The 23760-nt window shown below is 60.9% G+C and carries 24 protein-coding genes; 12 read left to right on the top strand and 12 right to left on the bottom strand.

Annotation, left to right across the window (positions count from 1 at the left end; genetic code table 11):
• The first annotated feature begins 13 nt into the window (after positions 1 to 13).
• The 6 genes from rocF to FQV27_RS06220 all read left to right on the top strand — a co-directional run bounded on the left by rocF (position 14) and on the right by FQV27_RS06220 (position 5478).
• Positions 14 to 934 (top strand): arginase, encoded by a 921-nt coding sequence (rocF, locus tag FQV27_RS06245; protein ID WP_147097009.1) that lies wholly within the window; start codon positions 14 to 16, stop codon positions 932 to 934.
• A 160-nt stretch (positions 935 to 1094) separates the two neighbouring features.
• Positions 1095 to 2048, top strand: a complete 954-nt coding sequence (locus FQV27_RS06240; protein WP_147097008.1) for a 5-bromo-4-chloroindolyl phosphate hydrolysis family protein — start codon at positions 1095 to 1097, stop codon at positions 2046 to 2048.
• A complete protein-coding gene (gene truA, locus FQV27_RS06235; protein WP_147097007.1) occupies positions 2048 to 2824 on the top strand; it encodes a tRNA pseudouridine(38-40) synthase TruA in 777 nt (258 codons plus the stop codon). Before FQV27_RS06240 ends, truA begins: the two co-directional genes overlap by 1 nt.
• A gap of 125 nt (positions 2825 to 2949) precedes the next feature.
• The gene (locus tag FQV27_RS06230; protein WP_222611670.1) at positions 2950 to 3450 is read left to right on the top strand and encodes a BrnA antitoxin family protein; all 501 of its coding nucleotides are present in this window, start codon (positions 2950 to 2952) and stop codon (positions 3448 to 3450) included.
• Positions 3451 to 3610: 160 nt separating this feature from the next.
• Complete coding sequence (locus tag FQV27_RS06225) at positions 3611 to 4597, top strand: ParA family protein (protein ID WP_186827236.1); 987 nt, start codon at positions 3611 to 3613, stop codon at positions 4595 to 4597.
• Positions 4594 to 5478, top strand: coding sequence for an SIR2 family NAD-dependent protein deacylase (locus FQV27_RS06220; RefSeq protein WP_147097004.1), 885 nt, complete (start codon positions 4594 to 4596; stop codon positions 5476 to 5478). The genes FQV27_RS06225 and FQV27_RS06220 overlap by 4 nt, the downstream gene beginning before the upstream one ends.
• A gap of 57 nt (positions 5479 to 5535) precedes the next feature.
• Here FQV27_RS06220 and FQV27_RS06215 read toward each other — a convergent pair whose 3' ends face one another.
• The 9 genes from FQV27_RS06215 to FQV27_RS06175 all read right to left on the bottom strand — a co-directional run bounded on the left by FQV27_RS06215 (position 5536) and on the right by FQV27_RS06175 (position 14123).
• On the bottom strand, positions 5536 to 6771 hold the full coding sequence (locus FQV27_RS06215) for an HlyD family secretion protein (protein WP_147097003.1): 1236 nt from the start codon (positions 6769 to 6771) through the stop codon (positions 5536 to 5538).
• Between the two features lies 1 nt (position 6772).
• On the bottom strand, positions 6773 to 7210 hold the full coding sequence (locus FQV27_RS06210) for a hypothetical protein (protein ID WP_147097002.1): 438 nt from the start codon (positions 7208 to 7210) through the stop codon (positions 6773 to 6775).
• A 210-nt stretch (positions 7211 to 7420) separates the two neighbouring features.
• A complete protein-coding gene (carB, locus tag FQV27_RS06205; RefSeq protein ID WP_147097001.1) occupies positions 7421 to 10756 on the bottom strand; it encodes a carbamoyl-phosphate synthase large subunit in 3336 nt (1111 codons plus the stop codon).
• A 210-nt stretch (positions 10757 to 10966) separates the two neighbouring features.
• Positions 10967 to 11758, bottom strand: coding sequence for a DUF1217 domain-containing protein (locus FQV27_RS06200; RefSeq protein ID WP_147097000.1), 792 nt, complete (start codon positions 11756 to 11758; stop codon positions 10967 to 10969).
• A complete protein-coding gene (flbT, locus tag FQV27_RS06195) occupies positions 11755 to 12156 on the bottom strand; it encodes a flagellar biosynthesis repressor FlbT (RefSeq protein WP_147096999.1) in 402 nt (133 codons plus the stop codon). Before flbT ends, FQV27_RS06200 begins: the two co-directional genes overlap by 4 nt.
• Complete coding sequence (locus tag FQV27_RS06190; RefSeq protein ID WP_147096998.1) at positions 12153 to 12503, bottom strand: flagellar biosynthesis regulator FlaF; 351 nt, start codon at positions 12501 to 12503, stop codon at positions 12153 to 12155. The genes flbT and FQV27_RS06190 overlap by 4 nt, the downstream gene beginning before the upstream one ends.
• 63 nt (positions 12504 to 12566) lie before the next feature.
• The gene (locus FQV27_RS06185) at positions 12567 to 13433 is read right to left on the bottom strand and encodes a flagellin N-terminal helical domain-containing protein (RefSeq protein WP_147096997.1); all 867 of its coding nucleotides are present in this window, start codon (positions 13431 to 13433) and stop codon (positions 12567 to 12569) included.
• A gap of 161 nt (positions 13434 to 13594) precedes the next feature.
• Positions 13595 to 13900, bottom strand: a complete 306-nt coding sequence (locus FQV27_RS06180; RefSeq protein ID WP_147096996.1) for a hypothetical protein — start codon at positions 13898 to 13900, stop codon at positions 13595 to 13597.
• Complete coding sequence (locus FQV27_RS06175) at positions 13893 to 14123, bottom strand: hypothetical protein (protein ID WP_147096995.1); 231 nt, start codon at positions 14121 to 14123, stop codon at positions 13893 to 13895. The genes FQV27_RS06180 and FQV27_RS06175 overlap by 8 nt, the downstream gene beginning before the upstream one ends.
• A gap of 85 nt (positions 14124 to 14208) precedes the next feature.
• Here FQV27_RS06175 and FQV27_RS06170 point away from each other — a divergent pair, with 85 nt between their 5' ends.
• A complete protein-coding gene (locus tag FQV27_RS06170) occupies positions 14209 to 16056 on the top strand; it encodes a flagellar hook-length control protein FliK (protein WP_186827235.1) in 1848 nt (615 codons plus the stop codon).
• A 25-nt stretch (positions 16057 to 16081) separates the two neighbouring features.
• Positions 16082 to 16756: a flagellar hook capping FlgD N-terminal domain-containing protein gene (locus FQV27_RS06165; RefSeq protein ID WP_147096993.1), complete on the top strand. Its 675-nt coding sequence runs from the start codon at positions 16082 to 16084 to the stop codon at positions 16754 to 16756.
• A 575-nt stretch (positions 16757 to 17331) separates the two neighbouring features.
• Here the strand turns inward: FQV27_RS06165 and FQV27_RS06160 are convergent.
• Complete coding sequence (locus FQV27_RS06160) at positions 17332 to 18204, bottom strand: SDR family oxidoreductase (protein WP_147096992.1); 873 nt, start codon at positions 18202 to 18204, stop codon at positions 17332 to 17334.
• 80 nt (positions 18205 to 18284) lie between these two features.
• Entirely contained in the window at positions 18285 to 19289 is a 1005-nt protein-coding gene (locus FQV27_RS06155) for an LLM class flavin-dependent oxidoreductase (protein ID WP_147096991.1), read from the bottom strand.
• 93 nt (positions 19290 to 19382) lie between these two features.
• Between FQV27_RS06155 and FQV27_RS06150 the strand changes: the two genes are divergently transcribed.
• The 3 genes from FQV27_RS06150 (at position 19383) to FQV27_RS06140 (ending at position 22405) form a co-directional block, all read left to right on the top strand.
• Positions 19383 to 20861 carry an AMP nucleosidase gene (locus FQV27_RS06150; RefSeq protein WP_147096990.1) on the top strand — a complete coding sequence of 493 codons (1479 nt, stop codon included), beginning with the start codon at positions 19383 to 19385 and terminating at the stop codon, positions 20859 to 20861.
• 187 nt (positions 20862 to 21048) lie between these two features.
• Entirely contained in the window at positions 21049 to 21345 is a 297-nt protein-coding gene (locus tag FQV27_RS06145; RefSeq protein WP_147096989.1) for an HU family DNA-binding protein, read from the top strand.
• Positions 21346 to 21466: 121 nt separating this feature from the next.
• Positions 21467 to 22405 (top strand): DMT family transporter, encoded by a 939-nt coding sequence (locus FQV27_RS06140; protein ID WP_147096988.1) that lies wholly within the window; start codon positions 21467 to 21469, stop codon positions 22403 to 22405.
• Here the strand turns inward: FQV27_RS06140 and FQV27_RS06135 are convergent.
• Positions 22344 to 22931: a glutathione S-transferase family protein gene (locus FQV27_RS06135; RefSeq protein WP_147096987.1), complete on the bottom strand. Its 588-nt coding sequence runs from the start codon at positions 22929 to 22931 to the stop codon at positions 22344 to 22346. The genes FQV27_RS06140 and FQV27_RS06135 overlap by 62 nt on opposite strands.
• A 62-nt stretch (positions 22932 to 22993) precedes the next feature.
• Between FQV27_RS06135 and FQV27_RS06130 the strand changes: the two genes are divergently transcribed.
• Positions 22994 to 23746 carry a helix-turn-helix transcriptional regulator gene (locus tag FQV27_RS06130; RefSeq protein WP_147096986.1) on the top strand — a complete coding sequence of 251 codons (753 nt, stop codon included), beginning with the start codon at positions 22994 to 22996 and terminating at the stop codon, positions 23744 to 23746.
• The last annotated feature ends 14 nt before the right edge of the window (positions 23747 to 23760 follow it).

Raw genomic sequence — 23760 nt, 5'->3', positions numbered from 1 at the left:
TCAGAGGACCGAGATGACCCATTGCATCCTGATCGGCGCACCTGTGGATGAGGGACAGCGTGTCCCCGGCTGTATGATGGGGCCTTCGGCCTATCGCGTCGCGGGCCTTGGTCGCGTGCTGGAATCGCTTGGGCACACGGTCGAAGATCGCGGCGATGTGGCACCCGCGCCGCCAGCCGGGGAAACGCATCCGAACTCGGCAATCCACCACCTGCCAGAGGTGGTCGCCTGGACCAACGCGCTGTCTGTTGCGGGCAGGTCGGCAATGCCTGACGGTATGCCGATTTTCATGGGCGGCGATCACTCGCTGGCTCTTGGCACTGTCGCGGGTGTTGCGGCGCATGCAAAGGCGGCAGACCGGCCGCTTTTCGTGATCTGGCTGGACGCGCACAGCGATTTCCACACACCAGAGACGACTACGTCGGGCAATCTGCACGGCACGCCGATGGCCTATGCCGCCGGCCGGCCTGGCTTCGCGCCGTTTCCGCCTTTCCCGGCGGCGGTTCCTGCGGAAAACATCTGCATGTTCGGGATCCGCAGCGTCGATCCGGCCGAACACCGGATGCTGCAAGAAACAGAGATCACGGTGAACGACATGCGTGTTCTGGACGAGCGAGGCATCGTTGCGCCCTTGCGCGAATTCCTTGATCGCGTTCGCGCCGCGAATGGCCTGCTGCATGTCTCGCTTGACGTTGACTTCCTCGACCCTTCAATCGCGCCGGCAGTCGGCACCACCGTCCCCGGCGGCGCGACCTTCCGCGAGGCGCATCTGGTCTGCGAGATCCTGCATGAATCCGGGCTTGTGACCTCGCTTGATCTTGTCGAGCTGAACCCGTTTCTGGATGATCGCGGACGCACGGCAAAGCTGATGGTGGATCTCGTTGGCTCTATGATGGGGCAGAAGGTTTTCGATCGCCGGACCCGCAGCTTCTAAGCGGCGCGCTTGTAATCGCGGAACGTCCCGCCCATCTTTTCGTTGACCCCGCAAGACGGAGAAAGCGATGTCGCGCAACGCCACCCAGAGGCTGTCATTTTATTTGCTGATCCTGCTGACGCTTTATGCGTCGCTGGCCGGCGCAGCGTAGGGGCGGTTCATGGCGCAACGTTTCGGCGGCCGCTTCTCGCCCGGCGCATCAAATATTCCGCAGCCCAAGGGCCCGCCCGTACACCGGCTGGAAACGCGGGTGAAGTGGGTCACGATTGCTGCAATTCCCTTCCTGCTTTCGGCTTTCTGGCAGGACCCGGTCGGGCTGGTCACGAATCTTGCCGGGTTCGGGATCGTGGCTCTTGGCGCGATACTGACGCGCGAAGGATTGCAGGCTGAAGCAGCCTATGACGCCCGCCGCGTCGCCCGTCGCCCCGCCTGGCCGCGCAAGCTGTTTGGTGGAATATTGACTGGCCTGGGCCTTGCCGTCGGGGCCTGGGCGCCGGGTGCGCTTGCCGGCGCAGCGTTGATCGGTGCAGCAGGACTGGCATTGCATTATCTTGCCTTTGGTCCCGATCCCATGCGTGACAAAGGGATGGAGGGCGTTGACACATTCCAGCAGGACCGCGTCGCCCGCTTTGTGGCAGAGGGCGAGGAGTATCTGAAGGGGATGCAGGATGCGATCCTGCGCACTGGTGACAGGAAGCTGCAAGCGCGTGTCGCTGTCTTTGCCGAGACGGCCCGAGAGCTGTTTCGCCGGGTGGAGGAGGACCCCGCCGACCTTGCCGCCGCGCGCCGTTATCTTGGCGTCTACCTGATGGGCGCACGTGATGCGACGGTGAAGTTCGCAGACCTTTACGCGCAGACTGGCGATGCCTCGGCGAAAGCGGATTATGGGGCGCTTTTGTCCGATCTTGAAGGGAATTTCGCGGCCCGGACGCGATCACTGATCGAGGGCGGGCGGACGGATTTCGACATCGAGATGCAGGTTCTGCGCGACCGACTCGCGCGTGAGGGCGTGCGTCCGCAAGAGCCTGAGCGCGCATCTCTTGAAGATCGGCGCGGCATGGAACTGACGGATCTTATTCGGGAAACCGTGAAGGCGGGGCGGAAGCCGGACTGATGCCGCGTTATGCGTTTCGGGTGGAATATGACGGTGCGCCGTTTGCGGGCTGGCAGGCGCAGGCCGGGGTTCCCAGCGTTCAGGGCGCGATCGAGGCGGCTTTGGGCAAGCTTGATCCCGGCTTTGCGGATGGTGCGCGGATCGCGGCGGCGGGGCGGACGGATGCGGGGGTGCATGCCTCGGGTCAGGTGTTTCACGCCGATTTAATCAAGGAATGGCAAAGGTTTAAGCTGGGTGAGGCGCTGAACTGGCACCTGAAGCCGGACCCGGTTTCGGTGACGGCGGTGGTGCCTGTTTCGAATGATTTCCATGCCCGGTTTTCAGCGTTGGAGCGGCGCTATGCATTTCGGCTGGTGGCGCGGCGGGCGCCGGTTGTGGCGGATCGGGGGCGGGTCTGGCAGGTTCTGAAACCGCTAGATATTGATGGGATGCGGGAGGCGGCGCAATATCTTGTGGGTCGGCATGACTTTACCACTTTTCGAAGTACCATGTGCCAGTCAGCCTCGCCCGTAAAGACGCTGGATGAGATCCGGATCGAGGGGCTTGATTACCCCGCCGGGCAAGAGGTCCGCTTTCACCTGCGCGCCAGAAGTTTCCTGCATAATCAAGTACGTAGTATTGTCGGCACGTTGGAACGTGTGGGTGCCGGGGCGTGGGAACCGGGGCGCGTCAAGGCGGCGCTGGAGGCCGCCGACAGGGCGGCTTGCGGGCCGGTTTGTCCGCCTCAGGGGCTGTCGCTGACCGGGGTGGGGTACGATCCCGACCCGTTTTCCTGACCCGCACAACCCGTACACCACGCGTACACAGCCCGTACACAACCCGTGCTGACGCAACGCGCGCAGCGTTTACCCCTTTCGGCGCGGCTTCCGGCAAGATGGCGGCAGCGGAAAAGGGGGCGATCATGGCGACGAAAACGGACGGCACGCGGCGGGCGAATTACCACTATATGGCCGATGCGATGCGGCGGCTGGAATGGGACCTGCATCAGCGCATCGTGACCGAGGGGCGCATCCCCGAGGCCTGGCACGACATCGCGGCTGAACGGGCCGGGACGGCGAAAACCCGCGTCACGATCCGGCTGGATGGCGACGTGGTGAAATTCTTTCGCGACATGGGGCCGGGCTGGCAGCCTCGGGTCAATGAGGTGCTGCGCAGCTTCATGCATGCGCGTCTGGCGGGGCTGCTGCGCGGGGCCGAGACGATGGACTACCTGAAACGCCGGGTCGAGGAAGGCCATGACGGCCAGAAACCCGGCTGGGGCGGCGTGCAGGCGGAGTATGAGGAGGCGCTTGGCGCGGAACTGGCGCAGGGCATGAGCGACGAGGCGGGGGTGCCTATGGGCGATGAGCGCCGGGGGCAGCGGGCGGATCTGATGGCTTGGATGAAGGTAAGGGATGGGTAGCGTGGTCACAATCGAACAACACGCCACTCCTCAGCACGATAACCCGCTCCAGATTGACGACGATAAAGATTGGCTCTTTTAACTTCCGCAGACTTTCAACAAGATGACTCCAACAGGGGTGGGCGTACCAACGCCCGCTAACACAACTCGGGAACAAGCGATGCGGACTCTAGCATTTTTCAACAACAAAGGAGGCGTTGGAAAAACAACACTCCTATGCAACGTAGCAGCTTACATTTCTCAAGAGATGGGGCGGAAGGTTTGCATTGTCGACTGTGACCCACAATGCAACGCATCACAGTATTTTTTTCAAGACTCGAAACTTGAGAAACTTCTTACAAAGCCAAAGAAAAATATTGAAGCGCTTTTCTTGTCACTAACCGCAGGAGAAGGACACTCCAGCAGCGTCCCTATCGAGCGATCCGCGTCTTTTGGCGTTGATGTGGTGTGCGGCAGCCCCGCGCTTTCAATGGCCGAAGACTTTCTAGCTGAAGAATGGGCAAGCTTAAACACTCAGCGCGGGCTATCAAGTACGATGGTGTTTCAAAAATCTCTGAAGCACTTGGAAGATTATGACTATGTATTTTTCGATGTCAGCCCATCTCTTGGCGCAATAAATAGGACAGTCTTACTCTCTAGCGATTATTTTGTTAGCCCAATGACGATAGATGTCTTCTCACTAAAAGCTTTTGAGAACATTAGCAAGTGGATGAGCAAATGGCGGGAGCAATGGAATTATTCGGTTAATAGCCCACAGCTTGATGAAAATAGCGACACAGTTAAAGAAGCTCGAACACTGAAGGGTGCTAAATTCATCGGGTACGTTTCGCAGCAGTACACAGCCAAAAGGGACAGCAGCGGCGAAAGACGACCGGTTAAGTCATTTGAAGAAATTGGTAAAAAAATTGATGAGCAGATCGATCAACACTTTACTGGCGACCTGACGCCGCCGTCCCCATATGAAATCGGAAAAATTCCAAATCTTCATAGCCTAGCGCCCATGTCTCAGTCGCGAAGAAAGCCCATTTTTTCCCTTACCGGACGAGATGGGGTTGTGGGGGCGCATTTTGCAAAAGTTAAAGAGGCGAAGGAAATTTTTTTGGGCGTATCTGCGGAAATCGAAAAAAGAATCGATGCGCATCCATGAAGGACGTAGATTGGCCCACCTCGCTCGTCAACGACATCGCTCGAAGAAGGGCAATCCTAGTAATTGGCTCTGGGGTATCAAAACATGCAACAGGTGCGGATGGCTCTACTAAACCCCCGGTGTGGAAAGAGTTTCTCAAATCTGCTGCAATGAAATACCAAAATCAAGACGATTCAGAGCATATTTTTTCGGCCATAGAGTCCGGAGATTTTCTTCATGCCTGCGAATGGCTCAAAAATCGATATGACGAAGGGTGGCCACTATTTCTTCGTTCGAAATTCACTGATCCACGTTTCTCACCTGGAAGGATTCACGAAGTAATAGCTCTTCTCGACAGCAGAATAGTGTTTACGCTTAACTTTGACGATATTTATGAAAATAAATCTCGAGAAGTTAACGAAAAGTCTCTGTTTGTGAAAAATTACTATGACTCAGATGTATGCGAATTCCTAAGAGGGAGCGATCGATATGTGGTAAAGGTTCACGGCAACCTAAACTCGCCTGCCAATCTCATCTTTACTCAAGGTGAGTATGCTAACGCCAGAGTAAAACACAATCTGTTCTATTCTGCTTTCGATGCCGCACTGATGACGCATACCTTTTTGTTCTTAGGATGCGGCTATGGAGATCCAGACGTGAATCTTCTCCTCGAAAATCAGGCGTTTCGCTCGCTACCTGGCTCAATAGAACCGCACTACTTTTTGACTTCAAAAGAAATTCCGAAAGACCTTAAAGAGTCGCTCCGCAAAAATCGAAACCTCAAAACTATTACTTACGATAGGATCGACGATGATCACACGGGTCTCGTGAATGCGATGGAGGCTCTTCTACATCAAGTGGAAAATGCTCGTGTCTCGCTGGCTGAAACCAGTAATTGGTAGAGTAACCGGAACTCTATACATTGGCAGGAGACCCCGCCGACAGTTTGAGGCGCCCCCTCAATGCCCCCCCGAAAACACCAGCGTCCTGAACGGCATCATCGCGACCTGCATGCGCATCAGCAGGGCGTGGACCAGGCCCAGGGCGTCGACGGCGTGAAGCGCTATGGCTTTGGTGGTGGAGGTGTTCGGGTCCTCGATTTCGTCGTGGTGGTTGGAATAGAGGTTGGCGATGCATTGGCTGCCCGGCACGATGCTGGCGAAGCCGCCTTGGTACAGCGGCTCAAAATACACGGTGACGGTGCCGTCGCGGGCGACGGTGCCGACATCGACCAGACGCTCTCCGCCGCCGAACTGGCCGGTGGCGATGTAGTCCTGTTTCTCGGCCACGGTGACGGGGATGACCTGCCAGGGGGCGGTGTCGCAGGCGATTTCGCCGATCATGCCGACCTTGATGACGGGGGCGGCGATCTGGCCGAAGCCTGCCTGAACGGATTGGCGGCCGGCCTCGGTCGGGATCAGCAGGCCGGCAGAGCGCAGGATCGGGCTAACGTAATCGCCGGGGCGCAGGGTGAATTGCTCGACGCGGCCATTGACGCCTGCGCGGATGGTGGATTTCTCGATCTCGATTTCGGCCTGTTCAAGTGCGGCCTGTGCGGTGGCTTTCTGTGCGGGCAGAAGCGTGTTCAGGCGTTCCTGCGCGGCGGTGCGCGCGGCCTCGGCCGCCGCAAGCGCGCCTTCGGCGGCGGCGGCGTTCTGTTCCAGCGTCTCAATCTCGCGCGCGGCGACGGCGTTGGAGCCCGACGCGGCGAGTTGCTGGCGGGTCTGCAGCTGGTCCTGCGCGTTCTGCAGGGCGGCGCGGGCCTGGCTGACATTGCCGTCAGCGGCGGCGATGTCGGCGGCGGCGACGGTCATCGCGGCATCCGCTTCGGCGATCACGCGGCGCTGGGTTTCAACGGCGGCTTCCTGACGCGAGGTGTCGAGGCGGAACAGCGGATCGCCCGCCTGCACCTCGTCGCTGAAGGTGACGAAGACCTCCTCGACCCGGCCGCTGGCGTCGGGAAGGATGGGGATGGTGCGGAACTGGACGGTCACCGCAGTCGATGAGGGGTGGTAGAAAAAGACCACGGTAATCAGCGAGATGGTGAGGATGAAGCAGGCGGTGATGCCGTAGCGCAGTTCGTACCAGACCGAGAAGAAGGTGATCTCTCGCCCCAGCCGTTTGCCCTGTGCAAAGCGGCGGTAGAGGTAGTCGGGCAGGATGGTGATCAGCGAGCAGAGGAGGACTTCGAGCATGTTATTCCCCGGTCTTGCTGTCAGCGGAAGGGTCGGCGGCCTGCGGCGGGTTCGGTGCCGGGGGCGTGTCGTCAGGGGTGACGACGACGTTGCGGCGGGGCTGGACCATGCGTTCCAGCGCGTCCGAGATGCGGCCAAGGGGCGTCGCAAGGTCGGGCAGGTCGATCATGGCCAGCAGCAGCGCGATGCCCCAGAGCAGGTTGTTATGGGTGAACAGCGCGAGCAGGCAGAGGACGGCCACGACCTCGAACTGGAGCTTCTGGCTTTTGTGGGCCATGCGTTCGGGCAGGCTGTGCAGCCATAGAAAGGCGATGCCCAGCAGGAAGATGACGACCAGAAGGAAGATGCCGATGCCGACCAGAAAAACGTCGGTCTGGCCCGGCGCGGTAATGAAGCCGGGTATGTGATGGGTTGCGATCGGGTTGATTTCGCCGGCCATCCTGTCTCTCTCTTTGAATCGTGGGCGCGCAGGTGGTCGGGGCCTTCAGCTGCGACCGGACACCATTTTAATCAATATCTTAGCGAATCGCATCGCTTTTTTTAAGCATTATGTGGCAGGCTGCATGGCCTGCCGGTCTGACTGAATTCGGTGTCGTCGCAAAGCACGGCGACACCCTGTAATCCTGCATCCGCCTTGGCAGGCGAAGGGTCAAGCCTGCAACGAGCGGACGCCGACCTCGCCCTCGTCGCGTGACTTGATTGCGGCCACGGCAGCGATGCTGCCGGCGGCGGTCGTGAAATAAGGGATCTTGTCATAGAGCGCGACGGCGCGGATTTCGCGGCTGTCCTTGATCGTCTGTGCGCCCTCGGTCGTGTTCAGCACCATCGCGATATCGTCGTTCTTCATCCGGTCGATAATGTTCGGGCGGCCTTCATAGACCTTGTTGACGCGCTGCGTCTCGACCCCGTTCGCGGCCAGAAAATCAGCCGTGCCACCTGTCGCGCAAACCGTGAAGCCCATGCCGATCAGGTCGCTTGCTGCGGCCGCCAGTTCCGGCGTCTTGTCGGAATCCTTGACCGAGATGAAGACCTGGCCCTCGAACGGCAGGACCGAACCCGCGCCAAGCTGTGCTTTCAGGAAGGCACGGGGGAAGTTGCGGTCCCAGCCCATCACCTCGCCGGTCGAGCGCATTTCGGGGCCAAGCAGCGTATCGACGCCGGGGAAACGCGCGAAGGGCAGCACGGCTTCCTTGACCGAGAACCACGGCGTGATCGGGTCGGCCAGCGTCAGCGGATCGGCGAAGGGCAGATCGTCCTCGGGGCCGACGCCTTCGGGATAGGGCGCGCGGGCGGGGAAGTTCGACATCGGCTCGCCCGCCATGAGACGCGCCGCGATAGAGGCGATGGCGCTGTCGGTGGCCTTGGCGACGAAGGGGACGGTGCGGCTGGCACGCGGATTCACCTCCAGCACATAGATCGCGCCGTCCTTGATGGCGAACTGCACGTTCATCAGACCGACCACGCCCAGCTTAAGGGCCATGGCGACGGTCTGGCGCTTCAATTCGTCGATGGTCGCGGCATCGAGCGTGTGCGGCGGCAGCGAACAGGCGCTGTCGCCGGAATGCACGCCCGCTTCCTCGATATGTTCCATGATGCCGGCGACATGGACGGTCTTGCCGTCGGACAGGGCATCCACGTCAACCTCGATCGCGCCGGACAGGTAGCTGTCCAGAAGCACTGGATTTTTCCCAGATACATCAACGGCATGGGTGATGTAGCGGTTCAGGTGGTCCATGTCGCGCACAATCTCCATCGCGCGCCCGCCCAGAACATAGGACGGCCGGATGACCAGCGGGAAGCCGACTTTCGCGGCGATCTCTCGCGCCTCGTCGTCGCTGTGGGCGATGCCGTTGACGGGCTGTTTCAGGTCCAGCTCATGCAGCAGTTTCTGGAAACGCTCGCGGTCTTCGGCCAGGTCGATGGCGTCGGGCGAGGTGCCGAGGATCGGGATGCCTTCGGCTTCCAGCGCATCCGCCAGCTTCAGCGGCGTCTGGCCGCCAAACTGCACGATCACGCCGTGCAGCGTGCCGTTCTCCTGTTCGATGGACAGGATTTCCAGCACGTGTTCCAGCGTCAGCGGTTCGAAATACAGCCGGTCGCTGGTGTCGTAATCGGTGCTGACGGTTTCCGGATTGCAGTTGACCATGATGGTCTCGTATCCGGCATCGGTCAGCGCGAAACAGGCGTGGCAGCAGCAGTAATCGAACTCGATCCCCTGCCCGATCCGGTTCGGACCGCCGCCGAGGATCACCACCTTTTTGCGGTCGCTTGGGCGGGCCTCGTTTTCGACATCGCCCATCGCCGGGGCTTCATAGGTCGAATACATATAGGGGGTCTGCGCTTCGAATTCGGCGGCGCAGGTGTCGATGCGCTTGAACACGGGGCGCAGGCCCATATTGTGGCGGGTGCGACGAATGTCGGCTTCCTCGCGACCGCTGAGCTTTGCCAGACGGGCGTCCGAAAAGCCCATCATCTTCAGCTGGCGCAGGCCGTCGCCTTCCGGCAGTCCGTCGTTTTTGATACGGTTTTCTGCATCCACGATCTCGCGGATGCGGGCCAGAAACCACGGATCGAAAGACGTGACGGCATGGATTTCGTCGTCGGTCAGCCCATGGCGCATGGCCTGGGCTATGACGCGGATGCGGTCGGGCGTCTGCATGGCCAGCGCGCGGATGATGGCAGGCTTGCCCTCGCCCTCGGCACCCGGAATTTCGATGTCATCGAGGCCGGTCAGCCCGTTTTCCATCGAGGCAAGCGCCTTCTGCAGCGATTCGTGGAAGCTGCGACCGATGGCCATCACCTCGCCCACGGACTTCATCGCGGTGGTCAGTTCGGGCTTCGATCCGGGGAATTTCTCGAATGCGAAGCGCGGGATCTTGGTCACAACATAGTCGATGCTGGGTTCGAACGACGCGGGCGTGACCTTGGTGATGTCATTGTCCAGTTCGTCCAGCGTATAGCCCACGGCCAGTTTCGCGGCGATCTTTGCAATCGGGAAGCCGGTGGCCTTGGATGCCAGCGCCGAGCTGCGGCTGACGCGGGGGTTCATTTCGATCACCACCATGCGGCCATCCGCCGGGTTGATCGCCCATTGCACGTTCGAGCCGCCGGTTTCGACCCCGATTTCACGCAGAACGGCGATCGAGCCGTTGCGCATCCGCTGATATTCGCGGTCGGTCAGCGTCAGGGCCGGGGCGACGGTGATCGAATCGCCGGTATGGACGCCCATCGGATCGACGTTTTCAATGGCGCAAACGATGATGGCGTTATCGGCGCGGTCGCGCACGACCTCCATCTCGTATTCCTTCCAGCCAAGCAGGCTCTCGTCGATCAGCACCTGCGCGACGGGGCTGGCGTCAAGGCCGGACCGGACGATCGCCTCGTAATCGTCGCGGTTATAGGCGACGCCGCCGCCGGTGCCGCCAAGCGTGAAGGCCGGACGGATGATGGCGGGCAGGCCGATTTCTTCCAGCGCCGACATGGCCTGCGCCACGCCGGCATTGATATCAAAGCGGCCCTTCGCATCCTTGGGTGCCGAAACGATGGTGGCCTTCGGATTTTCCAGCCCGATCCGGTCCATCGCTTCGCGGAACAGCTTGCGGTCTTCGGCCATTTCGATGGCCGCGCGCTGCGCGCCGATCAGTTCGACATCGTATTTCGCCAACACGCCGGCATCCGCCAGCGCCAGCGCAGTGTTCAGCGCAGTCTGCCCGCCCATGGTCGGGAGCAGCGCGTCAGGGCGTTCGGCCGCAATGATCTTTTCGACGATCTCGGGGGTGATCGGCTCGATATAGGTGGCATCGGCCATTTCCGGATCGGTCATGATCGTCGCCGGGTTCGAATTCACGAGGATGACCCGATAACCTTCCTCGCGCAGTGCCTTGCAGGCCTGAGCGCCGGAATAGTCGAATTCGCAGGCCTGCCCGATGACGATAGGCCCGGCACCGATGATGAGGATGGACTGGATGTCGGTTCTCTTCGGCATGGCGGGCCCCCGGGCGCTTAACTGTCGGCAAATCGACCGGGGTTATAGTGAAGCAGCGCAGGGAAGCAAGGGTGCAAGAGCTGCAATGCGCCCCTGCGCGTTGACGGGACGTCAGAAGCTCGCCCGCGATCCCCCGAGACGAGTTGCGCCCAGTGCAAGGCCGGGCGTGCGCGTGTCCGGGAATCAGGCGAGCTGGCGCAGATGGACCTTCTACATGCCTGACAGCAGCGTCAGCGCGGTGGAGTACCTGTTCGGAGCGCTGTCAACATCAATCGCGCTGCGGACCAGGAAACGCTGGACAAGCTTCTCGAAATTGTCGGGTTGTGCGATGGCTGACATCTCGGACGTGCCAAACATCTTCTGAGCGGCGCCTTTGAATTCCTGCAACTGACGATCAATCGGCAGTTTGCCATATGCCGAACTGAAACCGAACGCGCCCTCGAATACCTTGCGCAAAGCTGTGTTCCCCAGAACTTCGTACCATTTCGTGTCCTCGGTCGACTGTCGCGTGGCAAGCCCGCTCAATTCACGCCGCGCGTTCAGGGCAAGTCGCAGGTTCTGGTCACCATCGCCCACACGCGATTCGAATTCTCGGTCAACATATTGCGCCGTGATACGTTCTGCGAAGCCTTTGGTATCCGTCTGCGCACCGCTTTCGGACCCAAAGCCGAACGTTTCCGCCAGCTGCCGATAGGTCTTGTTGGACAAACGGTTCGCGAGGCTTTTCTCATCCGAAAGATCGCTTTCGAGGATTTTGCGGATGAATGCCTTGTTGCCCATATCGCCTTCCAGCCCGAAGGCCTTCAGCGCAACCTCCATCAGCCTGTAGTCTGACAGCAGCTCATCCGCAGTCGAAACCGACGCGATCTTCCTGGAAAAGTTGGAGGTCGCCGACTGGACCGCACCGTCCGATCCGACAAGCTCTCGCTGGCGAGCCGAAGTCCGGTTAAGCAGTGCCCAGCCCGAAAGCCCGCCACCCCCGGTCAGCACCTGAAACGTCATGACCTTGCCGCGATCAGACGCGCCTCTCGTGGTAGCAGATCCCGCAGCGACCGAAGCGCACGATAGTAGTTTCCGCCCACAACGCTCGACGTGGCTTCTGTCAACAGGTTCCGGCTGTCGCGGTCATCGAATACCTGGTTCAGTTGCTCGATCCCGCGCAGAAGGATCTGCTTGCCCTCTTCTTCCGGCCGGTCGCCAGAAAGGATCAACTGCGCCTGATAGCAAATGCGCTGAACCGGCGTATTGGCATCATCGGGATGAATCGCGTCGCGAAGTCGCAGGATATTCGCATGCGCTGACTTCACAGCAATCCGCGTGCGACGGTCGCCATTTTCAATCACCGCCCCGTTTATGAGGATGCGTTCGTTTGGTGCAAGTTTCAGAACCAGTCCGCTCATTCTGCCCTCTGGCCGCGCAGGCCTTTCATGATGTTCAGGTTGATATCGACCAGCACCGATGCGTCGCCCTTCCCGCCCAGCACACGATTGCCGTGCCTGATCGAGAACATCGCGAGCGACAGAAGATGGCCCTTCACCGCGTCCGGAAGTGCATTTCCGGGGCTGGCCAGATCAGCGGCCAGTTCGGTCCAGAGCTGAGTATTGTCGACGATCGCTTGCGCCGCGCCTTTCGGAGCGATCTGGAGCGCGCGCGTAATGCGGGCGAAAAGTTCATACTCGACCTCTCGCGGTGATTTCGCGAGCGGCGAACCATATCGGTCAGCGCGGACCATCGGACTAGCGAGCACGTGCGTTTCCTGTTTCGATTTCCGGGAAACCGGGGCGCGTTCGGCGCGCCCCGGCCTGTTTCATCAGCCGCGGAACAGCGACAGCAGCGATTTCGGCGCCTGGTTGGCGATCGAAAGCGACTGGATGCCCAGCTGCTGCTGCGTCTGCAACGCCTGCAGGCGGGCCGACGCTTCTTCCATGTCCGCGTCGACAAGCGCCCCGATGGCCGAGGTCATCGAATCGCCCAGCTTCGAAACGAAGCTCGACTGGATCTCGATCCGCTTGTTGGCCGAGCCAAAAGCCGATGCGGCATCGACAGCAGCGCCGATCGCGCCTTCAACCGTTGCAAGCGCCGCGTCCCAATCCGTCACGGTTTCCAGATCCAGCGCGGCAAGGTCGGTCATTGCCGTGACCGTGCCGCCGGTGATCCGAAGATCGGTATTGGTCAGGTCGATATCGATGGTATCGGCAGTGACGGTGCCATCCTGCGCGCGGTTCAGGGCCGAAAGCGCCTTGAAGGTCGAAGCGCCGTCGAATTGATCGCCATTCACCAGGTTGATCCCGTTGAACTGCGACCCCTTCACCGTCGTTTCGATCTGAGCCTTCAGATCCTCGAAGTGCTTCTGCAGCGTCGCGCGATCAAGGTTGCCGTCCTTCGCGGCGACAAACTTGGTCTTGATCTCACCCAGCAGGTCCTGAACGGTTTCGGCGGCAGTATTCGCCGTTGAAATCGCGCCCGAAGCAAGCGACAGGCTTTTCGAAACCGCCTTGAAGCTGCTGACATCCGATTCCATCACTTTCGAGATGGCCCAGACGGCAGCGTCATCCTTGGCAGAATTGATATCCTTGCCGGTCGAAATCTGGTCCTGGGTCTTCGCCAGGCTCGCATTGATCCCTTTCAGGGTCTGCAGCGCAACCATTGCGCCATTGTTGGTCAGAATGCTGGACATATTGTCCTCCTTTATTTGGTTGGCATTTGCCGTTGCATGAAAGGCCGTTCTGACCGCGGAGTTTTCCGGTGCTTTCCGCACATGAGAGCTTTTAGATCGCTCGCCCTTACTATTTCACTAACGCCCGGAATATCTCCAACAAATGGTGTCGCGGATTTTAACTAAAACCTTCCGATAACAGGCCGTACGGCCTTTACATTCAGCGCTTGGCCGCGCCTGTCATAGGTGGTCACGTTTTTAGCCGAGCGTACCGCCTGCGAAATAAGCTGCCGCGCATCTGCGACCCCTTGCGCTGCCGCGGCCGACAGACCCGACAGGCGCTCGAGCCTGGTCCTCAAACCGGGTTCGGCCTGCTCTGCCCCATCCATCCGCGCCTCTGCCAAGGCCAAAGCGTCCAGCGCATGCTGGACATTTCCCGAAAGAAGCGCAGCCGCCGCCTGATCCAGAATCTCTTCCAGTTCACTCATGCCCAGAGCCCCCGAAACCGAGGTCGAGCCGGGCTGCCAGAGCGTCCGCATATGAACGATTCAGAAAGGACGAGAATTGCTGCTCGCCAATTCCCCCCGAAAACTCGCCGTCGCCACTTTGCGGAACGACGTACTTAATCATTTCTTCAAGAAATGCCTGTTCAAGTCGCGGCGGAGCTGCCTTCTGTGTTGGATAAAATACGAGATTGTTTACGATTTTCATTTCGCCTCCGATTCGGATATTTCTTCAGCGTAAGGTCAGCCGGTAAATATTTGGTAACCCGGATTTGCTATCGAAGTTCATGGACATGCGAATCACAAAATTTCTCAGCGCGGCACCCGTTCAGTCCTCGCCCGGACCCGGGACGGGGAAAGGGGGCGACGACTTCATCGCGATGCTGCTTTCACTGGGCGACTCGCGGAAAGCTGTCCGGAATGTCGCGCCGGACGATGTCGAAACCGGCGCGGCGGATCAGCCCGAACCGGCCGCGAACGTGCCAAAAGATGATCGCACACAGTCTGAACATATTGACGAAGCCGCCGATGATGCCAGTGCCGAGGCCGAACCCGGTTCGGAAGCTATCGGATGCGTCCAGATGCCCATCGGTGATGCGCCCGCGAATCCGCTTCGAAACGGCGCGTTATTCACCCAGGTAGAAACCGCGCAAGTCGAAAATGACGACCCCCGGCAAGCCAGCGCAGCTTGGGAAATCAGTCCCACCCAGCCTACCGGAACCGGCCAGCGGCCGCTGCGCGATGACGCCCAGACTGAACAGCCGGCTGCCGAAGTTGTCGAGCGCGATCATATCGCCGAATCGATACCCGAATCCGATTCATCCGGTAATCCTCCGCCTTTGCACGTCGAAGGCGTCAAGCTCGATGCGCTATCCGTCGATCCTGATCCCATCGCCGCACAAGAGCGCCCGCGCGTGCCACCGGCCGGCTCGCCGCATGGCACGCGACCCGTTGAGGCCATCGGCAACGACGCAAGGGCAAAGCCCGATCAGCAGGAAAATGCGCCGGCTGTTTCTCCCGGCAGCACAGTTACCATAGGCGCTAACCCCGAGCGTGGCGTCAGCCCTGCGACAATCGTTCACGCGCAAGCTGCCAGCACTGTCATCCGCAGGAATGCCGCAGTGGACATTCCTTTGCGAAGCATTGGCACACCGATAGACCTGACATCGTTTTCCTTTGCGAAAGGGCCTCCGGGGTTGCGCGACCCGGACATCGTGAATGCAATTGAGGGATCGCATGATGCCACGGTGCAGGCGCGTGCAGTGCACCGCGTTTCACCTGCATTGGCGCGGCAGCCAACAGCGCCTGTCGTGTCATCGGCTGCTGCACAGGGCGTGCAGACCCCGCCGATGGATAAGGTTTCCAGCGCAGAGGTGCCGCCGGCGCAGGACGCCCCCGGCCGAACCCGGCGGCCGACCGATTTCCCCATGCAAATCTCGCCACCAAAACAGCAGCCTGTCCCTGAACGCGTTGAAGATGTGTCGGAAAATACGGTGCGGGTCGCAAAATCAGACGGTGAGGTGACGAATATTCGCGCGCCCTTGCGCGAAAATGCGACGCCGCCATCTGACTGGCCCGGCGAAGGCCCCGATCTCGGCGTGCGGGCAATCGAAGGTGTCGGCGCAGAAACCTGGCGGATTGAACAGCCTTCCGAGATGCAGCGTGTTTCACATATTGGCAGCCCGGCACAGATTGATGCGCCCGTGGTCGGACAGACATCATCGACACCTCAGCCTGTTGTGACTTCCCCAACCGACCCAGCGCGACAGGTCGCAGAGGCCATCGTCTTAGCCGAGCCAGGCAGTGCGGAAACCGAGCTCACGCTTGCGCCGGATGAACTCGGCAAAGTCAGGTTTGCGATAATTCATACCGACACGGGAATCTCGATCTCGATCACCGCCGAGCGGGCGGACACGCTCGCGCTGCTGCGCAGGCACGCCGAAATACTGGCCGCTGAGCTGTTGCAATCAGGCCTGGCCGGCGCATCGATTGAATTCGGCACCTCCGACCAGCGACGAGGAGAGCGAAAAGGCTTCGGGAAAGAGGCGCATCGCAGCGCCACCGATACGAATTACGCGCCAGCCGTTGCTGTCAGGCCGTCCGTTCCGCGTGGCTCGGGGCGGCTGGACCTGCGGCTTTGATATTCCTCATAACGGACAGGAAAAGATGGTAATCACATCGGCGACAAATGCGGCAGTGCCTGCCGCGACCGCTGCGACGCAAGCCAGCAAGGCTTCCGGTTTCGCCGGCGGTGATTTTGAGACATTTCTCAAGATGCTGACGGCGCAGATCCAGAATCAGGACCCCCTCAACCCGATGGAGGGCGCAGATTTCGCGGTTCAGCTGGCCACATTTTCTGGCGTCGAGCAGCAGGTCCGCACCAACGATCTGCTGTCGGACATGGCCGGGCAATTCGGCGCGGATTCGCTTTCGACCTATTCAAGCTGGATCGGCAAGCAAGTGCGCACAACTGGCGAGGTGTATTTTGGCGACGATCCTCTTGTCATGGAAATTGCGCCCGACCCGACAGCGGATCGGGTGGTGCTGGTCACGAAGGACAGCTACGGGCGCAGAATCTCTGCCGAAGACATCGGGACTGGCGAGGGTCTGGTTGAGTGGTTCGGCGTCGGTTCCGACGGAAACAGGCTGACCAAAGGTCTGTACAGCTTCACGGTCGAGAGCTATCGCGGAGATCAACTGCTCGCCGAGTCCTCGGTGCCGAGCTACAGCACAGTTCACGAAGTCCAGCGCAATAGCGGGCAGATCAGCTTTCTGCTGGAAGGCGGCGCGACAGCCGGGCTCGACGACATCGATGCGGTGGCGGGCGGTGCAGAGATGTGATGAAGCCACTTGCGAACAGATCGTCTCGGCGATGCGCCAGCGGCACTGGCTCGCTGGCGGTTACGGACCAGCCAGCGCAAACAGCCGCAGATACGTTGGCGCGTCTTAGGGCAAAAGCGCGCGCTGCATCCGCCGTGTCGCTTCTGCTGCGCGACGTTGCCTGCAATTTCTCGCGAGCCTTTGCAAATTTTCTCTCCGTAGCGGCACACCTGCGTGCGACCGGACCACGCGTACTGCATGCGGGTGCGAATAAGGCGGCGACCAGAGAGCAATCCAGTGCACGCTCGACACTATCTGCATGCGAGCGCGTCCGAACGTGTTTAACCTGGTTGAGCCATGTCCTGACGACTTGCGGGTACCGGATATGGCCGAACCCACATCCGCATCGTGGGAAAGGTGTCGAGCTTGTTCTTGTTGAACGTCATGCCAAATGTCGGATCGTCAGGAACGTGTTGGTCCATAGGCCTCGCCTGTTCCCGAAAGGGAGCGCGGGCTGCAAAGTTTCATCCGGTCTGCCGCAGGAATTGCGTCATGATTGCCGGATTGATGAAGCGAGTCGACCGAATGACCGACGCTCATGCATCGTCTTCCGCCTGAAGTATCGCGCGCAGGCCGCTTTGAAGGTTGGGGTAGCGCAAGCGGTAACGCAGAACGTCCCTCGCACGGTCATTCCGCACCCGCTTCGAATCGGCATAGAAGCTTCGCGCCATCGCGGTCATCTTTGCCGTGGCAAAATCCTCGGTGTCAGGAACAGGGACGCCAAGCATTCGGGCGGCACACTCGATGGTCTGCTCAGGTGGAGCAGGATCGTCGTCGCAAAGATTGAAAATCTCGACCCCTTGCGCGCGCCCTTCCAAGGCGCGGGACAGCGCGGCCATGACGACACCTGCGATATCTTCCACATGGATGCGCGAAAATACCTGACCAGGCTTGACGATGCGTCGGGCCGTGCCGGCGCGAAGCTTCGAAAAAGGGCCTCGTCCCGGACCATAAATCCCGGCAAGCCGTAAAATATTCAGCGGCCACCCCGCCCGGCGCGCGGTGTCGGCCCAGGCCTGCTCGGCCGCGACGCGCGCGCGGGCCCGCGCCGAGCTGGGTGCGAGCGGCGTGTCCTCGTCCACCCAAGCCCCGCCATGATCGCCATACACGCTTGTCGAGGACAGGTACCCGACCCAGCGCGGTTCAGCATTCAGAAGATCCTGCGCGAATTCGGCAAGGACCGGATCACCCGCCGCATCCGGGGCGGCGCATACAAGGATCGCATCGGCGCTGGCGATCCGGTCGCGAAGAACCTTCCGATTACCTGGCCAGATGACAGGTTCTGCCCCGGCGGCTTCCACTCGCGCGGAATCGCCGCGGGTCGTCCCCGCGACCGTCCAGCCCGCCCCAGTCAATCGGCGCGTCAGGAACGAGGCGGTGTAGCCATGCCCAAAGATCAGCATTTCCATTGGGCGCACCCTTTGATTTCCTGGCGGAGTCTGGCCAGTCCCGCGTGCCGGTCAGGCCGCCTCGCGCCGCTCTTTGCCGGTTATGCGGGAACCCGCTGCATGTCGTCCAGAACCTCTGCCGCGATGCGGAAGGATGTCCGCCGCGCTTCGGGGTTGTGGATCTGGCCGGTCAGGATCAGCTCGTCGGGCTTGTATTGCGCAATAAGCGACGAAAGCTGGTCGCGCACCGAAGCGGCGTCTCCGACCGCGCTGACCCGAAGCGCCTGACTGACCATGCGTTGCAACGGCGGTGTGATTTCTGACAGATCGCTGGTGGGGGCAGGAAGCTTGCCGGGCTGACCGCTGCGCAGTCGTGCGAAGGCAAGCTGCTGGCTTGACTGAAGAAAGCGCGCCTCTTCATCGGTATCCGCAGCAATGACATTCACTGCCAGCATGAAATGCGGGCCGTCTTCAGCCTCGGGGCGACCGGCGGGTTCGAACCTGTCGCGATAAAGCTGCACCGCCTCATCCAGTGCGCCGGGCGCGAAATGCGAGGCGAACGCATAAGGCAGCCCCAGCATGGCAGCGAGTTGTGCGCCGAACAGCGATGATCCCAGCATCCAGACCGGCACATGCGTCCCCTGCCCCGGATGCGCGATGACCTGCGCGCCGGGTTTAGGATCGTCGAGGTACGAGATCAGTTCCAGCACGTCATGAGGAAAGTTTTCGGCCATGTCAGGCGATTTACGCAGCGCGCGGAACACCGCACCATCGCCACCGGGCGCGCGGCCCAGCCCCAGGTCGATGCGGTCGCCATGAATGGTCGCCAGCGTGCCGAACTGTTCCGCGATCGACAGCGGCGAGTGGTTCGGCAGCATGATGCCGCCCGCACCGACCCTGATGCGGCTGGTCTGCGCGGCGATATGACCGATCATCACCGATGTCGCGGCCGATGCGATACCGACCATGTTGTGATGTTCGGCCAGCCAATAGCGGTGATAGCCAAGCCCGTCGGCCATCCGCGCAAGCTGCACGCTGCTTTCTATCGCCTCTGCGGTGCTGGTACCGTCCGGGACCGGGGCGAGATCGAGAATTGAATAGCGCATGGAATTCCCCTTTCAGTTGCGATCTAGGCATTCCCCGTGTGTCTTGCCAGTGTCGCGCGCTGCTGGCACTGTTTGTGAAACACGAGGATCTTCATGAACGACAACGCGTTGCAGCTTGAAACGCCAGCCCCGGCAGAACCCGAATATTTCACCGATGCCGATGCTGCAGTCGACCGGCTGAAAAAGCTTTATGACCGCTCGACCGGATTTCTGACCGAACATTTCGTCGAGGCGCTTGGCGGCGAAAAGCCGAAGGCCCGATACCGCGCTTTCTACCCCGAGGTCCGGCTGACGACGACCAGTCACACCAAGGCCGATTCCCGCCTGTCCTTCGGCCATGTCTCGCTGCCCGGCACCTATGCCGCGACGATCACCCAGCCGGAACTGTTCGACGCCTATCTGCGCGAGCAGCTTGACCTTCTGATCCGGAATCAGGGTGTCCCCATTTCGATCGGTGACAGCGACACGCCGATGCCGGTGCATTTCGCGGTCGCCAATCGCACCGACCTGAATGTCCCGCAGGAAGGTGTGCTGGATTTCAGCCTGCGCGATGTGTTCGACGTCCCGGACCTCAACACGGTCAATGACGACATCGTCAATGGCGTCGCGCCGGCCGCCGCGGACGGTGCGCAGCATCTGGCACCGTTTACCGCGCAGCGCGTCGATTACTCGCTGGCCCGGCTGGCGCATTACACGGCGACCGATCCGAAACATTTCCAGAATTTCGTGCTGTTCACCAACTATCAGTTCTACGTGGACGAGTTCGAGGCCTTCGCCCGCACCGTGCTGGGCGACGCAGAATCCGGCTATACGGAGTTCGTGGCACCCGGCAATCAGATCATCGACCGCCCGGATGGCGAGATCGTGCAACTGGCCAAGATGCCGCAAATGCCCGCCTATCATCTGAAGCGCGCGGGGAACCAGGGCATCACGCTGGTCAATATCGGCGTCGGCCCGTCAAACGCCAAAACCGCGACAGACCATATTGCGGTGCTGCGCCCCCATGCCTGGCTGATGGTCGGCCATTGCGCCGGGCTGCGCAACAGCCAGAGCCTTGGCGACTTCGTTCTGGCCCATGCCTATCTGCGCGAGGATCACGTTCTGGACGACGACCTGCCGGTCTGGGTGCCGATCCCGGCACTGGCCGAAGTTCAGGTCGCATTGCAGGAAGCCGTGGCCGAGGTCACCAAGCTGGAAGGCTATGAGCTGAAGCGCATCATGCGCACAGGCACCGTCGCCACCATCGACAACCGCAACTGGGAACTGCGCGACCAATCCGGCCCGATCCACCGCCTGTCGCTGTCGCGCGCAATCGCTCTCGATATGGAAAGCGCCACCATCGCGGCCAACGGTTTTCGCTTCCGGGTGCCTTACGGCACGCTGCTATGCGTATCGGACAAGCCGCTTCATGGCGAGTTGAAGCTACCCGGCATGGCGACCGATTTCTACCGCACCCAGGTCGCAAGCCATTTGCTGATCGGCGTGCGGGCGATGGAAAAGTTGCGCGACATGCCCCTTGAACGTATCCATTCGCGCAAGCTCCGCTCGTTCAGCGAAACAGCGTTTCTTTGACCGCAGTTAAGATTTACGTAGCGTCACATTCCGGCGAGATCGGCGGAAATTGCCCTTTCGCGCGTCAGTTCAGGCAAATCTGGCGAAAAACGGTTGAAAAGTGCTGCAAAACCTTGTGTAGCAGGTTCACGCCGCAGGTTGCGGTAACAGATTTCCCCAACAGGGGGATAACGAGGAGACAGACTAAATGGCTCAAGCCGTAAAGCCGATGACCAAGACCCAACTCGTTGCCGTTCTGGCCGAGGAAATGGGCAGCGACAAGAAAACCGCCACCGCTGCACTGGACGCCATCGCCGCGGTCGTGACCCGCGAAGTGTCAAATGGCGGTGCCGTGACGCTGCCGGGCATCGGCAAAGTTGCCTGCCGCGCACGCCCCGAGCGTATGGTCCGCAACCCGCAGACCCAGGAAATGATGTCCAAGCCGGCCGACAAGCAGGTGAAAGTGACCGTTGCCAAAGCGCTGAAAGACAGCGTCAACGCCTGATTGGCAGCAACATGACGACGCAGGGGCCGCCTTTCGGGGCGGCCTTTTTCTTGGCGCGTCCACTGGCGCAGTGCGCGGCGGGCGCCTAAGGTCTGGCGGCAAGGGCGGGACAGGTGGAACGATGGATTTCAAGGCCATTCTGATGGGGCTGGCATTCGCGATCATGTGGTCGTCGGCCTTCACCACGACGCGCATCATCGTGACCGCCGCCCCGCCGCTGACCGCGCTTGTCATCCGCTTTTCGCTTTCGGCCATTGCAGGCATCGCCATCGCGCGTGCGATGGGGCAAAGCTGGCGCCTCAGCAAAGCGGAATGGCGGGTGCTGATCGTGTTCGGCATCATGCAGAACGCGCTGTATCTGGGCCTTAACTGGATCGCGATGCGCACGATCGAGGCCTCTGCCGCGGCAATCATCGCATCAATGATGCCGCTGCTGGTGGCGTTTTTCGGTTGGGTCTGGCTGGGCGAACGGCTAAGACCGGCCGCGATTGCCGGGCTGGCAATGGGCGTTGCAGGGGTAGCGCTTATCATGGGCGTGCGGCTGCAGCACGGGCTTGATCCTGTCGGCACCCTGCTGTGCATTATCGCCGTCATCGCGCTGACCGTGGCGACGCTGGTGGTGCGTGGCACGGGCCGGAGCCGCAATATGATGATGATCGTTGCCTTCCAGATGGCGGTCGGCGCGATCACGCTGCTGCCCTTCGCCGCGATCCTGGAAATCCGCCAGCCGATTGACTGGAGCTGGCGTCTGGTCATCGCCTTCGTCTATACGGTCGCCGCACCGGGTCTGGCGGCGACTTTCATCTGGTTCCTGCTGGTCAACCGGATTGGTGCCGTTCGTGCCGCGACCTTCCATTTCCTGTCGCCGATCTTCGGCGTCACCATCGCGGCGCTTCTGCTTGGGGAACGTTTCGGCTGGAGCGATGTGATCGGCGCCAGCATCGTCGCGGCGGGCATCCTGCTTGTGCAACTCGCCCGCCTGCCTTCGGCAGCGCCGGTCAGCGCTCTGCCATCTGACGAACCGAATCCCGATCCTGACAGCGGGCAACCCAGTCGCTGACCGCTGGGGTCACACGAAGCTGGTCGCTGAACCAAGCGAAGGGGCCGGAGCACAGAAGATCGGCGGCGCTGTAGTCGTCGCCCAGCAGATAGGGCGTCTTCGTCAGTTGGTCGTCCAGCGTCTTCAGCGCGGTATCATAGTCGCGCAGCGACGCATAAATCGCCGGATGGTTGACTTCTGCCCAGCTCAGGATCGCGACGGGTTCCAGCACGCCCTGATACCAGGTCAGCCATGACAGATAGCGGCCGCGCTGCGGATCGCCGACCGGGCGTCCCAGACCTGCCTCGGGGAAACGATCACTCAGATACAGGATGATCGCCGCCCGCTCTCGGACATAGTCATCGCCATCGGTCAGGAAGGGCACCTTGCCGTCGGGATGGGGGTTTTTCGGATCGCGTCCACCCGATCCGTCCTGTCGGGGGATTGTGACGATTTCGGTCTTTACCTGATCTTCGGCACCAAGCTCGATCAGCAGTTGCTTGACCGAGGTCGAGCGGGAATTGGGCGCGTGATAAAAGGTCAGCATCATGGACTCCTGTGGTTCAATGCGCCACTTATGGACGCAGGCCCCTGACAGAATGTGACAGCATGGCACGCACCGACCGCCTGATGAGATTGATGGACACGCTGCGCCGACTGCCCGCGCCGGTGACGGCAGACCGGCTGGCCGAGGAAACGGGCGTAAGCCGCCGTCAGCTTTACCGCGATATTGCCACGCTGCGCGCTGGCGGGGCGCTGATCGACGGCGAGGCCGGGCTGGGTTATCGGCTGACCGAAGACCCTGCCCTGCCGCCGCAAAGCTTTTCCCGGCTGGAGATTGAGGCCTTGCGCCTGTCGGTCGATGCCCTGCCGCGCGTCGGCGACCCGGATCTGATTGCCGCGGCGCGTAATGCGCTGGCGCGGATCGTGGCCACCCTGCCAGAGCGTCAGGCGATGCAGGCGACGCATGTCGCGCTGCGCAGCTTCAGCCCCCCCACCGAACGGATGCGCCCGACCGTCGATATGGAAATGATCCGCGATGCGTGCTGGGAAGAAGATGAAATCCACCTTGTCTATCGCGACATGGAGGATCGCGTTTCCGAACGCGACATCCGCCCGCTGGGAATGTCATATTCGGAAAAGGCGCTGCTGCTGCTGGCCTGGTGCAAGCTGCGCGAGGATTTTCGCATGTTTCACTGCAACCGGATCGTCAGTGCGTCGCTGACCGGGATCAGCTTCCGGCCCCATCGCGTGTCGCTGCTGCGCGATTATGTGGGGCGGATGCGAAGCCGGGCAGAACCCTGCCCGATCGCACGGCGTGCGATGGCCGAATTCACGGGCGCAGGCGACGAGGCCAGATAAACGAAGGGCCGCGC

Origin of the sequence: Paracoccus aurantiacus (assembly GCF_007993065.1) — a bacterium.
GTDB lineage: Bacteria > Pseudomonadota > Alphaproteobacteria > Rhodobacterales > Rhodobacteraceae > Paracoccus > Paracoccus aurantiacus.
This window is presented reverse-complemented; position numbering and strand designations above follow the sequence as displayed.

Bases quoted from the DNA above. Each gene is read 5' to 3' on its own strand.
- FQV27_RS06240 (WP_147097008.1), top strand. From the start codon at position 1,095: ATGGCGCAACGTTTCGGCGGCCGCTTCTCGCCCGGCGCATCAAATATT.
- FQV27_RS06200 (WP_147097000.1), bottom strand. From the start codon at position 11,758: ATGACGTTTCAGGTGCTGACCGGGGGTGGCGGGCTTTCGGGCTGGGCA.
- FQV27_RS06225 (WP_186827236.1), top strand. From the start codon at position 3,611: ATGCGGACTCTAGCATTTTTCAACAACAAAGGAGGCGTTGGAAAAACA.
- FQV27_RS06220 (WP_147097004.1), top strand. From the start codon at position 4,594: ATGAAGGACGTAGATTGGCCCACCTCGCTCGTCAACGACATCGCTCGA.
- FQV27_RS06140 (WP_147096988.1), top strand. From the start codon at position 21,467: ATGGATTTCAAGGCCATTCTGATGGGGCTGGCATTCGCGATCATGTGG.
- FQV27_RS06185 (WP_147096997.1), bottom strand. From the start codon at position 13,433: ATGTCCAGCATTCTGACCAACAATGGCGCAATGGTTGCGCTGCAGACC.
- FQV27_RS06165 (WP_147096993.1), top strand. From the start codon at position 16,082: ATGGTAATCACATCGGCGACAAATGCGGCAGTGCCTGCCGCGACCGCT.
- FQV27_RS06145 (WP_147096989.1), top strand. From the start codon at position 21,049: ATGGCTCAAGCCGTAAAGCCGATGACCAAGACCCAACTCGTTGCCGTT.
- FQV27_RS06135 (WP_147096987.1), bottom strand. From the start codon at position 22,931: ATGCTGACCTTTTATCACGCGCCCAATTCCCGCTCGACCTCGGTCAAG.
- FQV27_RS06215 (WP_147097003.1), bottom strand. From the start codon at position 6,771: ATGCTCGAAGTCCTCCTCTGCTCGCTGATCACCATCCTGCCCGACTAC.
- flbT (WP_147096999.1), bottom strand. From the start codon at position 12,156: ATGAGCGGACTGGTTCTGAAACTTGCACCAAACGAACGCATCCTCATA.
- FQV27_RS06210 (WP_147097002.1), bottom strand. From the start codon at position 7,210: ATGGCCGGCGAAATCAACCCGATCGCAACCCATCACATACCCGGCTTC.
- FQV27_RS06175 (WP_147096995.1), bottom strand. From the start codon at position 14,123: ATGAAAATCGTAAACAATCTCGTATTTTATCCAACACAGAAGGCAGCT.
- FQV27_RS06170 (WP_186827235.1), top strand. From the start codon at position 14,209: ATGCGAATCACAAAATTTCTCAGCGCGGCACCCGTTCAGTCCTCGCCC.
- FQV27_RS06130 (WP_147096986.1), top strand. From the start codon at position 22,994: ATGGCACGCACCGACCGCCTGATGAGATTGATGGACACGCTGCGCCGA.
- truA (WP_147097007.1), top strand. From the start codon at position 2,048: ATGCCGCGTTATGCGTTTCGGGTGGAATATGACGGTGCGCCGTTTGCG.
- carB (WP_147097001.1), bottom strand. From the start codon at position 10,756: ATGCCGAAGAGAACCGACATCCAGTCCATCCTCATCATCGGTGCCGGG.
- rocF (WP_147097009.1), top strand. From the start codon at position 14: ATGACCCATTGCATCCTGATCGGCGCACCTGTGGATGAGGGACAGCGT.
- FQV27_RS06155 (WP_147096991.1), bottom strand. From the start codon at position 19,289: ATGCGCTATTCAATTCTCGATCTCGCCCCGGTCCCGGACGGTACCAGC.
- FQV27_RS06150 (WP_147096990.1), top strand. From the start codon at position 19,383: ATGAACGACAACGCGTTGCAGCTTGAAACGCCAGCCCCGGCAGAACCC.
- FQV27_RS06160 (WP_147096992.1), bottom strand. From the start codon at position 18,204: ATGGAAATGCTGATCTTTGGGCATGGCTACACCGCCTCGTTCCTGACG.
- FQV27_RS06230 (WP_222611670.1), top strand. From the start codon at position 2,950: ATGGCGACGAAAACGGACGGCACGCGGCGGGCGAATTACCACTATATG.
- FQV27_RS06180 (WP_147096996.1), bottom strand. From the start codon at position 13,900: ATGAGTGAACTGGAAGAGATTCTGGATCAGGCGGCGGCTGCGCTTCTT.